Origin of the sequence: Photorhabdus bodei (genome assembly GCF_003287735.1) — a bacterium.
Taxonomy (GTDB): domain Bacteria; phylum Pseudomonadota; class Gammaproteobacteria; order Enterobacterales; family Enterobacteriaceae; genus Photorhabdus; species Photorhabdus kayaii.
In genome coordinates this window covers 20,538-32,754 of record NZ_NSCM01000039.1, presented here as the reverse complement: position 1 = coordinate 32,754, position 12,217 = coordinate 20,538, and the positions used below count along the sequence as shown (strand labels likewise).

Here is a 12,217-nt window from a genome sequence, read left to right as displayed (position 1 = left end):
AGTTAAAGGTAAAAAATATGATCAAGTGTCCTCTTTGTGGTAAAGCGGCTCATGCACGCAGCAGCTTTGAGCATTCCAGCCATACAAAAGAACGTTATAATCAATGTCAAAACATCAATTGTGGTGCAACTTTCGTCAGCCATGAAACGTTTGTCCGCTTTATTTCCAAACCTGGTGAAGTAATAAGTGTTAAGCCGCATCCCAAAGAAAAAACTAAAACTCAATTAAATGTGACTTGAAAATTAAAAGTTAATGGTAAATATTTGCCACCAACAGGTGGCTTTTTACTCGGATACCAGATTTGTTATATATCTTGCTGCTAGTTACGTTGCTAAATATCTTGTGAATTAGTTAATAAATTCACTTGCGTCCCTGGTCATATTTTGTCAGCTTTGGTGTAATCAGAATCACTGATCAACACTCACCAAAGTAGGACAATAATGATGAAAAATGTGGGCTTTATCGGCTGGCGCGGTATGGTCGGCTCAGTATTAATGCAGCGTATGATTGAAGAGCAGGATTTTGATGTTATTCGTCCGGTATTCTTCACGACATCACAACACGGACAGCCAGCACCTGATTTTACTGGTCAGCAAGGTACGTTACAGAATGCTTTCGATATCGAAGCTCTTGGTGTTTTGGATATTATTATTAGCTGTCAGGGGGGAGATTATACTAATGAGATTTATCCAAAGTTAAGGGCAACGGGTTGGCAGGGATATTGGATTGATGCAGCGTCAGCGCTGCGCATGAATGATGATTCCATTATTATTCTTGATCCAGTTAACCATACGCATATTCAGCAAGGTCTTAATAAAGGCATAAAAACTTTTGTTGGTGGTAATTGTACCGTTAGCCTAATGTTGATGTCTTTAGGCGGCTTATTTGCTAATGATTTAGTTGAATGGGTTTCTGTTGCAACTTATCAGGCGGCTTCTGGTGCTGGTGCTCGTCATATGCGGGAATTGCTGGTTCAGATGGGATCTCTACATACTCAGGTAGCAAAAGAGTTGCAAGATCCGGCATCGGCTATTCTGGATATTGAAAGAAAAGTAACGGATTTCACCCGTAGCGGAGTTATGTCAACTGAGCAATTTGGCGTGCCGTTGGCAGGTAGTTTGATTCCGTGGATTGATAAACAACTTGATAATGGCCAAAGCCGTGAAGAGTGGAAAGGTCAGGCAGAAACCAACAAGATTTTGAATACCGGTAATAACATCATTACTGTGGATGGGTTATGTGTGCGTATTGGTGCTTTGCGTTGCCACAGTCAGGCATTTACTCTGAAATTGAAAAAAGATATTTCGATTCCTGAAATTGAGCAATTACTGGCTGCGCATAATGACTGGGTTCGTGTTATTCCAAATGATCGCGAATTGAGTATGCGCGAATTAACTCCGGCTGCCGTAACGGGAACTTTGAATACTCCTGTAGGACGTTTACGTAAGCTGAATATGGGCCCAGAGTATTTATCTGCTTTTACGGTAGGTGACCAATTGCTGTGGGGAGCAGCAGAGCCTCTGCGTCGTATGCTGCGTATCTTGGTTTAATTATTTTAATACATTTACTTATGTAAAAATCCACTCGTTATTCGGGTGGATTTATCCATATAGCTCTGTTCATTGTTTCTTTATTGGTTTATTTTTGATATCTTATATAAGATGTGTTAATGATTTTTTGGTTTGAAAATAAAAAATCGATCTTATAGGGGGAGATATGAAGCAAGATAACCTACTGGATTTAAAGGTAAGGGAATTAAGAGAGTTGGCGAAAACTTTATCTTTTCGCTATCTAACTCATAGTAAAATAAGAATGGATTTTAATTCAAAAATAAATCTTTTTGTGGAGGATATATTAGGTCAGGTTCGTATTCACTGTTTATCTTCAAATGGTGCAATTGAGATTATTCAGTTTGAAATAGATCACTTAAAAGAACAAGCTTTCTATTTGACAGCAAACAGAGTAAAGCAATATGCAATAATTGAAAGGGAAAAAGAGAAATCAAGTTATACCCTATGGATTTCAAGATGCATCGCGACGGCAAGGGAGTGAATCCCCGGGAGCATAGGTAACTATGTGACTGGGGTGAGCGAGTGCGGCCAACAAAGAGGCAACTTGAAAGATAACGGGTATATACCGAAATTATTATTTCTACTAAATCATCATGGTTGGATATATTATACTATTATGTTTTATCTTTAGTAATATTATTTTCACTTCTTATTGTTAAAGTTATTATAGAGAAAAGAGGGAGTTATATTCTCTCTGTTTTTTCATTCTTTATAATAGTCATGTTTGGAACTGCTCAATTGTTTATTAATTTAAATAGTGAGGTAATTAGAGTAGGTAGTGTGATGTTTTCTATTTTATATGCTTTGGTTCTACCAAGAAAGTTCGTCAATGAAAAAAGGCGTTAAATTAAAACGCCTTGTTTTGATTATTTAATAAATTCTGTCATCCCAAATACTATAACCGCCAGTACCTGCGATAAGGTGATTCCAGGTAATGTTTGTATATTTTAACGAAATACTTTCCTGTGGTGGAAGCTCATTATGATTCAATGAATGTGGATGTAAGACACTTATTTCAGTGATTGTGGCACCAGTGATCTTTATATTGTAATAACGTTCTTGAGCACCATTTGAGTTAGTTCGGTAAAAATCAATAGAGCATTCAAGAGACTCATTCTCAGAAATAGCAACACCGAGTAATGGTGATGATTTGTCGATAGGTTTTTGGATAATAATGGGTTGATGATCGACATTTTGAGCCCGTGTTATCGCATGGCTTAAGCTATAAACTAATATCTGATCAAGATGGTTTGCTTGATATTTATTACCAATAGAATCAACAGAAGAACATCCAGCTGATATTAACCCTTGTTTCTTTCCCTTTATTGTCATGTAAATCATGTCAGCCATATTATATCCTTAGATTATATTTAAGTGATGCTTTACAGAAACATTAAATAAATTACACTTTATCTATTGGAAATAATAGATAAAAAAAGCGCCCATAGAGAATTAATATGGACGCTTATTTAAATTGATAATAATATCAATCAGATATCGATATTAGCTGCTTTCAGGGCATTCTCTTCAATAAATGCTCGACGAGGTTCAACAGCATCACCCATTAGAGTTGTAAACAATTGGTCAGTTGCAATGGCATCTTTTACTGTCACACGCATCATGCGGCGGGTTTCTGGGTTCATGGTAGTTTCCCATAACTGTTCAGGGTTCATTTCTCCCAAGCCTTTATAACGCTGTATAGACAACCCACGGCGAGACTCTTTAGTCAACCAGTTTAGCGCTTGTTCAAAGCTGCTAACCGATTGGCGTCGTTCACCACGTTCGATATAAGCGCTTTCTTCGATTAAGTTGCGAAGTTTATCGCCTAGCTGAGTGATACGGTGATATTCGCCACCGTGGACAAAATCGAAGTCCAATAGATAATCAGTATCAACACCATGTGTACGAACACACAGCACCGGTTCGTACATTTGGCGCTCACGATTTTCATGGAGGCGATAACTGTAGCTGCTGCCGTTTTGTTCACTGTCATTCAGACGGGTGACCAGCATTTCAATCCATTCTTCAACTTTCGTCTTATCAGACAATACTTCTTCGGTCAGTTTCGGATGATAAATTAGGCTATTCAATAAACTTAGTGGATACAGACGTTCCATGCGTTTAATGATTTTTTGAACACCATTAAATTCAGTGACCAATTTTTCCAGTGGTTCGCCTCTCAGGGCTGGCGTGTGCTCATTGGTGTAAAGTGAGGCGCCATCTAGTGCAATGGATAGTTGGTACTCATCCATTGCTTCATCATCTTTAATGTATTGTTCTTGTTTGCCTTTTTTGACTTTATACAACGGTGGTTGAGCAATAAATACATGACCGCGTTCAATGATTTCTGGCATTTGACGATAGAAGAAAGTCAGCAATAGAGTACGAATATGAGAGCCATCGACGTCCGCATCCGTCATGATGATAATGCTATGGTAACGCAGCTTATCTGGATTGTATTCGTCACGGCCAATACCGCAGCCCAATGCTGTGATCAGGGTTGCCACTTCCTGAGAAGAGAGCATTTTATCGAAACGTGCTTTTTCGACATTCAGGATTTTGCCTTTTAGCGGCAAAATTGCCTGATTTTTGCGGTTCCGTCCCTGTTTTGCCGAGCCACCCGCAGAGTCCCCTTCCACTAAGTAGAGCTCAGAGAGTGCCGGATCACGTTCCTGACAATCCGCCAGTTTGCCTGGCAGCCCAGCCAGATCCAGTGCCCCTTTACGGCGTGTCATTTCTCGTGCTTTGCGAGCTGCTTCACGAGCGCGAGCAGCATCAATAATTTTACTGACAACGGTTTTAGCGTCGTTTGGATTTTCCAGTAGATATTCCACCAGCTTCTCATTCATCAGCGTTTCAACCGCAGTTTTCACTTCGGAGGAGACGAGTTTGTCTTTAGTCTGAGAAGAGAATTTTGGATCAGGCACTTTAACGGAAATAACAGCAACTAAACCTTCACGAGCATCATCACCCGTGGCGCTGACTTTGGATTTCTTGTTGTACCCTTCTTTATCCATGTAACTATTAAGGGTACGTGTCATCGCAGTGCGGAAGCCAACTAAGTGAGTTCCCCCATCGCGTTGTGGGATATTATTGGTAAAGCAGTAAATATTTTCCTGGAAACCATCATTCCATTGCATTGAAATTTCAACGCCGATGCCATCTTTTTCTGTAGAAAAATAGAAAACATTTGGATGAATGGGTGTTTTGTTTTTATTTAGGAACTCAACAAACGCTTTAATTCCACCTTCATAATGGAAGTGGTCTTCTATATTAGTGCGCTTATCAATAAGACGGATGGATACACCGGAATTCAGGAAGGATAGTTCACGCAGGCGTTTAGCCAGAATGTCGTGCTGGAATTCTGTGTTATTACGGAAAGTATCCATGCTCGGCCAGAAGCGGACACGGGTACCTGTTTGTTCAGTTTCTCCAACGACTTTCAGTGGGCTTTGTGGCACACCAAGGTGATAAGTCTGTTCATGAACTTTACCGTCACGGCGGATAACCAACTCCAGCTTTTCAGACAAGGCGTTAACAACAGAAACCCCTACGCCGTGCAAACCGCCGGAGACCTTATAAGAGTTATCATCGAATTTACCCCCCGCATGCAGCACCGTCATAATAACTTCGGCTGCTGAAACACCTTCTTCTTCGTGTATACCGGTAGGAATACCGCGACCATCATCCTGTACGGAGACTGAGTTATCAGCATGGATAGTGACGATAACTTCACTACAGTGGCCTGCGAGGGCTTCGTCGATAGCGTTGTCGACAACCTCGAAGACCATGTGGTGTAAGCCGGTACCATCGTCTGTATCACCGATATACATGCCCGGACGTTTACGAACCGCATCCAGCCCTTTTAATACCTTGATACTTGAGGAGTCATATGTATTCGACATCAACGTTTCTCGCTCATTTTTAATCCTGTGGTTGAACCTCTATTTTGCCATTTTCCACGCGAAACATCTTGCTATTTCCATCAAGCATGTCTGTTATTTGGTCAGGATTTATCGCACTGACAAATACCTGAGCTTGTGTGGATTTTAGACGAGCGGCCAGCAACTGACGGCGGCCGGCATCCAGTTCGGAGGCAAAATCATCAAGCAGATACAGACATTGTTGTCCGCTCTGTCGGGTGAAATATTCACCCTGTGCTAGCCGCAGTGCGCACATCAGTAACTTTAATTGACCGCGGGATAGCATATCTTCTACTGGCGTTCCTTCTGCACGAATGCGCAGATCTGCCTTATGTGGGCCGGAAGCTGTATAGGTTAACGTTCTGTCACGCTCAAATTGGCGCTCCAGTAATTCAGCATAATCACTCTCTTTGTCCCATCCCTGTTGGAAAGAGAAACTTAATGTAAATTCGGGTAAAAACTGCTTGCAGGTATTCGTGATATCCTGAGTGATGTTTGTAACATATTCACCACGCCACTGATTTATTTGGTTAGCGAGTGGTACCAATTCCTGATCCCAAGGCCGTATCTGGCTGTAGCGGGTAACTTGTCGTAGTGCTGCATTGCGTTGTTTGAGTAGCCGTTTTAAGTTTACCCATGCAGAAAAAAAGCGTGGCTCATTGTGAAAGCACCCCCAGTCAATAAAAGCCCGTCGATACTTTGGCCCGCCATTTAACAGGGTAAACCCTTCTGGAGTAATAAGCTGCATAGGTAACATCTTGGCCAGTTCTGCAATTTTACAGCCATCACTACCATCAATTCTGACTTTACTGTCGCCATTACGGTTTTTACTCAGACCGATAGACCGTTCCCGCTCATTCTCCTGTTGTCCTAACCGCCCATGCAGAACGAACTCATCGCAGTCATGACGGATTACCCGTCCTGCCTGAATACTACGAAAAGAGCGCCCGTGACCCAGCGTATAAATCGCTTCCAGTACGCTGGTTTTGCCGCTGCCATTAGATCCAACCAGAAAGTTAAATCCGGTAGCTAGAGGCAAATCAGCGGCGGCGATATTACGAAAACCGCGGATAAGTAAACGCGTGAGAGTCATATACCTGAAATAAAAATCCGGTTACAGGCGCATTGGCATCACGACATAAGCCGCATTGTGGTTTGCACAGTCTTCTATCTGAACACTGGAAATAGCATCAGTCAGTAGTAAACGGACCTCTTCACATCTTAGTGTATTGAGAACATCTAGCACGTAACTGACATTAAAGCCTATTTCCATTTCAGCACCTTGGTAGCTGACATCTACAATCTCTTCGGCTTCTTCCTGTTCAGGGTTATTTGCTGTGATTTTTAGCTGGTTTTCACTGAAATAAAGGCGAACTCCGCGAAATTTCTCATTAGAGAGAATAGCTGCGCGTGAAAAAGCCTGTTTCAGCATATCGCAATTAGCTTCCAGAGTTTTATCCGGGTTCTTTGGTAATACGCGACGATAATCAGGAAAACGTCCATCCACCAATTTAGAGGTGAAAATAAAGTCGCCAACGTGGGCACGAATATTGTTACTGCCGATTTGTAACTGTAGCGGAGTATCGCCACCATCCAGCAATCTCATTAGTTCAATAACGCCTTTACGTGGCACGATGACGGAATGGGAAGGCAGCTTTTGACCAATTCCCATAGAACAGACTGCCAGACGGTGACCATCCGTTGCAACTGTACGCAGCTCTTCTCCTTCGGTTTCAAACAACATACCGTTGAGGTAATAGCGGACATCCTGGTGAGCCATTGAGAACTGAGTTGATTCAATAAGGCGCTTCAGTGTGGCTTGTGGCAGTGAAAACTCCACCTCACTTTGCCAGTCATCAAGATTTGGAAAATCAGAAGCGGGCAGTGTGGAAAGTGAGAAACGGCTGCGACCAGAACGCACCAATAGGCGGTCGCCATCCAGTTCTACACTGATCTCGGCCCCATCTGGCAAACCTCGCCAGATATCAAAGAATTTACGTGCCGGTACCGTGGTTGCACCTTCTTCGTGTGGCAATGAAAGCGTGACTCTTGCCATCATTTCCATTTCTAAATCTGTGCCGGTCAGCAACAGGGAACCTTCTGTAACCTGTAGTAATAAATTACCAAGAATAGGCAGAGTAGGACGCCCACTCAGCGGGCTACTGACCTGTTGCAGTGGTTTTAACAATTGCTCGCGTTCAATGATAAATTTCATAGCACTAGGAAGACAATGTTCTGATTAAGTTAGAAAAATCCTCTTTGATGTCGTGACTTTCTTCACGCAGTTGCTCGATTTTACGACAAGCATGCAGCACAGTTGTGTGGTCACGTCCACCAAAGGCATCCCCGATTTCAGGCAAGCTGTGGTTGGTTAACTCTTTTGCCAGCGCCATTGCCATTTGCCTTGGACGGGCAACGGAACGGGAGCGCCGTTTGGAAAGTAAATCGGCCACCTTGATTTTATAATACTCAGCGACTGTTTTCTGAATATTATCAATGGTAACCAGTTTTTCTTGCAGTGCTAACAGATCACGTAATGCTTCACGTACAAAATCAATAGTAATCGCTCGGCCAGTAAAATTGGCATTTGCTATTACCCTGTTCAATGCCCCTTCAAGCTCACGGACATTAGAACGCAGACGTTTGGCTATAAAGAAAGCAACTTCGCCTGGTAACTGGATTTCGTTTTCGTCTGCCTTTTTCATCAAAATAGCGACACGGGTTTCGAGTTCCGGTGGTTCAATTGCAACGGTTAGCCCCCAGCCAAAACGGGATTTTAACCGATCTTCTACCCCATTGATCTCTTTTGGGTAACGATCTGATGTCAGAATAATCTGTTGATTACCTTCCAGTAATGCATTGAATGTGTGGAAGAACTCTTCTTGAGAGCGTTCTTTATTGGCAAAAAACTGAATATCATCGATCAGTAATGCGTCGACAGAGCGGTAATAGCGTTTGAACTCTTCTATTGCATTATTTTGTAATGCCTTGACCATATCCTGAACAAAACGTTCAGAATGCATATAGACCACCTTGGCATTTGCCTTACGTGCCATAATACTGTTACCTACGGCATGTAATAGGTGGGTTTTACCCAAACCCGTACCACCATAAAGAAATAGTGGGTTATAGGCACCGCCGGGATTATCAGCTACCTGTCTTGCAGCAGCACGAGCAAGTTGGTTGGATTTACCTTCAACAAAGTTATCAAAAGTATGTTTTTGGTTAACATTAGAGCGATAAGAGAGCTCTGGTTGTACCGTAGTGTTATCCCAACTGGGGCGTACTGATGTGCTCTGTGGTGCAGGTGTAACTGGCGTATGAGCGACAACCCTTTGTGGTGGGCTATCGTTTTGGGAAACGGGTTTATTGCCAACTTCGAAACGTAATAATGGTACTTCTGCTCCACAGAAGTCATTCAACAATCCATTGATATTGTTGATATACTTCTCTCTTACCCAGTCCAGAACGAACCGATTTGGGGCATAAAGTGCCAGAGTGTTACCACTTAGCTCTGCCTGAAGGGGGCGTATCCACATACTGAATTCTGTGGCAGGTAATTCATCCTGCAATCGGGCAAGACATTGCTGCCAAAGCGAAAGTGACACGGTGGACTCCCCTAAAACAAGGCCAATTAACAATTAAAGAAATCGGAGTGGTTAGCTCATTATATTGGGTACAAAACAACGACTCCTCTAAGGCGAGGAAGGATCAATTGTTATGTGTATGGCGATTTTTAATGTCATCGCTCCCCCATGATCCGAGGATAAGATCCAAATCATGGCTTGGGATCATAGCGCAAAAGACGATATAGATCTTCATTCTTTTACACAGTTTAAGCGCTTTTTATCCACAGGATAAAATTGTGTGTGAAATAAAGGGCTGTAAAGGGGTTGTAGTGGAATTATGGAGGATGCCAAATGCAGATCGAGAATAAGCCGATATTCGAAATAAAATCGGACCAAGGATCATAACAAAAAACGAAGATCTGCCAGTGATCGTTGCGCTTTGTTCAGTAGTCCGTATAATATTGCACCCTATGTGCGATACCAGAGTTTTTACCGATAATGTTTGGTGAAGAGTCTGGTGTACGCATGGGCCAGAGTGTTGGTAAACATCCAACTCAGTAGAAAAGCCGGCCGACTTTGTGTTATGTAAATTGACTCAGGGCTGTACATTTTATTACAATCCCGCTTCTTTTATATTGATGTTGCGATTGAGGCATCGGTGTCTATTTCTCACTGGCTGCCAACGCATTTACTGAATCAGTAATAATTTTAAGTTAGGTAGAAATCGCTATGAAACGCACTTTCCAACCATCCGTACTGAAGCGTAACCGTTCTCATGGTTTCCGCTCTCGTATGGCTACCAAAAATGGTCGTCAGGTTCTGGCTCGCCGTCGTGCAAAAGGCCGTACTCGTCTGACCGTTTCTAAGTAATAAAGCTAACCATCTAGTGGTTAAGCTCGCTTTTCCGAGGGAGTTACGCTTGTTAACTCCCAAGTATTTCACTTATGTTTTCCAGCAACCCCAACGGGCAAGTTCGCCAGAGATTACTATCCTTGGTCGCCTGAACGAGCTGGGGCATCCCCGTATCGGTCTTACTATAGCCAAGAAAAATGTTAAACGTGCTCATGAGCGTAACCGGATTAAGCGGTTAGCCCGTGAAAGCTTCCGTTTAAACCAACATAACTTGCCTCCTATGGATTTTGTGGTATTGGTTAGGAAAGGCGTTGCTGAGCTTGATAACCGTGCGTTAACGGAGGCGTTGGATAAATTATGGCGTCGTCACTGTCGTTTGGCTCGCGTTTCCTGATCGCATTAATCCGGGGATATCAGTTGGTAATAAGCCCGCTGTTGGGGCCTCGTTGTCGCTTTAATCCTACATGTTCTCAATATGGCATTGAGGCATTATGCCGATTTGGGGTGATAAAAGGCTGTTGGTTAACGGTGAAACGCGTATTAAAATGCCACCCTTTACATGAAGGTGGTGATGATCCTGTCCCACCGGTAAAAAACAACGATAACAGAGAACACTAACGATGGATTCGCAACGTAATCTTCTTCTCATCGCTTTGCTGTTCGTTTCTTTCTTGGTCTGGCAAGCATGGGAAGCAGATAAAAATCCGCAGCCAACGACAGTACAGGCCACGCAACAAACGGATATGCCGAGCAGTGAGAATCAAGCTGTACCAGGCAGTGGAAAAGGTAAACTTATCACGGTTAAAACTGATGTGCTCTCTTTGACCATCAATACTCGTGGCGGTGATATCGAAGAGGCTGACCTGTTAGCCTATCCTGATACCCTGGGTTCAAACCAGTCCTTCAAGTTGTTGGAAACAACATCTGCTTTCACTTATCAAGCGCAAAGCGGATTGACGGGGAAAGATGGCCCAGATAACCCGATGAATAGTGAGCGCCCGCTGTATACCGCAGCACAGGATAGCTATGTATTGGCTGATGGACAGGATGAATTGCGTATCCCGATGAATTTCGTCACTAAAAATGGCATTGTTTACGTCAAAACATTTGTCCTGAAACGTGGTGAATACGCGATTAGTGTGGATTACCATATTCATAACACGACAGAAAAACCGTTACAGATGACCTTCTTTGGTCAGTTGAAACAGAGTGTTGAACTACCAAAGCATCGTGATACAGGCAGCAGTAACTTTGCCCTGCATACTTATCGTGGTGCAGCCTATTCTTCAGATGATACCAAATACAAAAAATACAGCTTTAGCGATATTGAAGGTGAATCTTTATCCGTGACCACCAAAGGTGGCTGGATTGCCATGTTGCAGCAATATTTTGCTACCGCTTGGGTTCCCGCGGCGAATGAAACCAGTACCTTCTACACTGCCGCATTAGGTAAAGAGATGGCGGCGATTGGCTATAAGAGTGCACCAATCTCTGTTGACGCTAACAGTGAAAAAACGGTCTCTTCTACACTGTGGATTGGTCCGGAAATTCAAGATGAAATGGCCGCTGTAGCACCTCATCTGGATCTGTCTGTAGACTATGGTTGGTTGTGGTTTATCTCTCAGCCATTATTTAAGCTGTTGAAGTTCCTGCATGGTTTTATTGGTAACTGGGGCTTCTCCATCATTGTTATCACCTTTATTGTGCGTGGTATCATGTACCCGCTGACCAAAGCACAATACACTTCAATGGCGAAAATGCGTCTGTTACAGCCTAAATTGGCGGCTATGCGCGAGCGTATTGGTGATGATAAACAGCGTATGAGCCAGGAAATGATGGCATTGTACAAAGCAGAGAAAGTGAACCCACTGGGTGGCTGTTTGCCTCTGTTGATTCAAATGCCAATCTTCCTTGCTTTATATTACATGTTGATGGGTTCTGTTGAATTGCGTCATGCGCCATTTGCTGGCTGGATTAATGATCTGTCTGCACAAGATCCTTATTACATCCTGCCGTTGCTGATGGGTGTGACCATGTTCATCATCCAGAAAATGTCTCCGACAACAATTACTGATCCGATGCAACAGAAGATTATGACCTATATGCCTGTCATATTTACCATATTCTTCCTATGGTTCCCATCAGGTCTGGTTCTGTACTATATCGTCAGTAACTTGGTGACAATTATTCAGCAGCAATTGATTTATCGTGGGCTGGAAAAACGCGGTTTGCATAGTCGCGAGAAAAAGCCAGCGAAATAAAACATAGCTTCAGCCAGAATACATGCTGGCCGTTGTAACGG

General features: G+C 42.9%; 13 protein-coding genes. 8 read left to right on the top strand and 5 right to left on the bottom strand.

Translation table 11 applies throughout. The annotated features are described in order from the left end of the window. The first annotated feature begins 17 nt into the window (after positions 1–17). The 4 genes from CKY02_RS17810 (at position 18) to CKY02_RS26405 (ending at position 2,202) form a co-directional block, all read left to right on the top strand. Positions 18–239, top strand: a complete 222-nt coding sequence (locus CKY02_RS17810) for an ogr/Delta-like zinc finger family protein (RefSeq protein WP_036782400.1) — start codon at positions 18–20, stop codon at positions 237–239. Positions 240–443: 204 nt separating this feature from the next. After that, positions 444–1,550, top strand: a complete 1,107-nt coding sequence (gene asd / locus CKY02_RS17805; RefSeq protein ID WP_112896314.1) for an aspartate-semialdehyde dehydrogenase — start codon at positions 444–446, stop codon at positions 1,548–1,550. A gap of 166 nt (positions 1,551–1,716) precedes the next feature. Next, complete coding sequence (locus CKY02_RS24065; protein ID WP_146747469.1) at positions 1,717–2,052, top strand: hypothetical protein; 336 nt, start codon at positions 1,717–1,719, stop codon at positions 2,050–2,052. A gap of 24 nt (positions 2,053–2,076) precedes the next feature. Further along, positions 2,077–2,202: a hypothetical protein gene (locus CKY02_RS26405; RefSeq protein ID WP_274382185.1), complete on the top strand. Its 126-nt coding sequence runs from the start codon at positions 2,077–2,079 to the stop codon at positions 2,200–2,202. Between the two features lie 239 nt (positions 2,203–2,441). Here CKY02_RS26405 and CKY02_RS17800 read toward each other — a convergent pair whose 3' ends face one another. The 5 genes from CKY02_RS17800 to dnaA form a co-directional block, all read right to left on the bottom strand. Further along, positions 2,442–2,921 carry an Hcp family type VI secretion system effector gene (locus tag CKY02_RS17800; RefSeq protein WP_112896313.1) on the bottom strand — a complete coding sequence of 160 codons (480 nt, stop codon included), beginning with the start codon at positions 2,919–2,921 and terminating at the stop codon, positions 2,442–2,444. Positions 2,922–3,061: 140 nt separating this feature from the next. Beyond that, on the bottom strand, positions 3,062–5,476 hold the full coding sequence (gene gyrB, locus CKY02_RS17795) for a DNA topoisomerase (ATP-hydrolyzing) subunit B (RefSeq protein ID WP_112896312.1): 2,415 nt from the start codon (positions 5,474–5,476) through the stop codon (positions 3,062–3,064). Between the two features lie 19 nt (positions 5,477–5,495). Beyond that, on the bottom strand, positions 5,496–6,587 hold the full coding sequence (gene recF, locus CKY02_RS17790) for a DNA replication/repair protein RecF (protein WP_112879279.1): 1,092 nt from the start codon (positions 6,585–6,587) through the stop codon (positions 5,496–5,498). 21 nt (positions 6,588–6,608) lie between these two features. Continuing rightward, complete coding sequence (gene dnaN, locus CKY02_RS17785) at positions 6,609–7,709, bottom strand: DNA polymerase III subunit beta (RefSeq protein ID WP_112879278.1); 1,101 nt, start codon at positions 7,707–7,709, stop codon at positions 6,609–6,611. A gap of 4 nt (positions 7,710–7,713) precedes the next feature. Continuing rightward, positions 7,714–9,102, bottom strand: coding sequence for a chromosomal replication initiator protein DnaA (gene dnaA, locus CKY02_RS17780; RefSeq protein WP_112879277.1), 1,389 nt, complete (start codon positions 9,100–9,102; stop codon positions 7,714–7,716). Between the two features lie 690 nt (positions 9,103–9,792). Here dnaA and rpmH point away from each other — a divergent pair. The 4 genes from rpmH to yidC are packed head-to-tail and all read left to right on the top strand — an operon-like array spanning position 9,793 to position 12,176. Beyond that, entirely contained in the window at positions 9,793–9,933 is a 141-nt protein-coding gene (rpmH, locus tag CKY02_RS17775; RefSeq protein ID WP_036769962.1) for a 50S ribosomal protein L34, read from the top strand. Positions 9,934–9,949: 16 nt separating this feature from the next. After that, complete coding sequence (gene rnpA / locus CKY02_RS17770; RefSeq protein ID WP_112896311.1) at positions 9,950–10,309, top strand: ribonuclease P protein component; 360 nt, start codon at positions 9,950–9,952, stop codon at positions 10,307–10,309. Next, positions 10,273–10,533: a membrane protein insertion efficiency factor YidD gene (gene yidD / locus CKY02_RS17765; RefSeq protein ID WP_112879275.1), complete on the top strand. Its 261-nt coding sequence runs from the start codon at positions 10,273–10,275 to the stop codon at positions 10,531–10,533. The genes rnpA and yidD overlap by 37 nt, the downstream gene beginning before the upstream one ends. Before the next feature lie 2 nt (positions 10,534–10,535). Beyond that, positions 10,536–12,176 (top strand): membrane protein insertase YidC, encoded by a 1,641-nt coding sequence (gene yidC, locus CKY02_RS17760; RefSeq protein ID WP_112896310.1) that lies wholly within the window; start codon positions 10,536–10,538, stop codon positions 12,174–12,176. Positions 12,177–12,217: the final 41 nt, after the last annotated feature.

Excerpts from the sequence above, each read along its gene's own strand:
- CKY02_RS17810 (WP_036782400.1), top strand. The coding sequence starts at position 18 with ATGATCAAGTGTCCTCTTTGTGGTAAAGCGGCTCATGCACGCAGCAGC.
- asd (WP_112896314.1), top strand. The coding sequence starts at position 444 with ATGAAAAATGTGGGCTTTATCGGCTGGCGCGGTATGGTCGGCTCAGTA.
- CKY02_RS24065 (WP_146747469.1), top strand. The coding sequence starts at position 1,717 with ATGAAGCAAGATAACCTACTGGATTTAAAGGTAAGGGAATTAAGAGAG.
- CKY02_RS17800 (WP_112896313.1), bottom strand. The coding sequence starts at position 2,921 with ATGGCTGACATGATTTACATGACAATAAAGGGAAAGAAACAAGGGTTA.
- gyrB (WP_112896312.1), bottom strand. The coding sequence starts at position 5,476 with ATGTCGAATACATATGACTCCTCAAGTATCAAGGTATTAAAAGGGCTG.
- recF (WP_112879279.1), bottom strand. The coding sequence starts at position 6,587 with ATGACTCTCACGCGTTTACTTATCCGCGGTTTTCGTAATATCGCCGCC.
- dnaN (WP_112879278.1), bottom strand. The coding sequence starts at position 7,709 with ATGAAATTTATCATTGAACGCGAGCAATTGTTAAAACCACTGCAACAG.
- rpmH (WP_036769962.1), top strand. The coding sequence starts at position 9,793 with ATGAAACGCACTTTCCAACCATCCGTACTGAAGCGTAACCGTTCTCAT.
- yidD (WP_112879275.1), top strand. The coding sequence starts at position 10,273 with ATGGCGTCGTCACTGTCGTTTGGCTCGCGTTTCCTGATCGCATTAATC.
- yidC (WP_112896310.1), top strand. The coding sequence starts at position 10,536 with ATGGATTCGCAACGTAATCTTCTTCTCATCGCTTTGCTGTTCGTTTCT.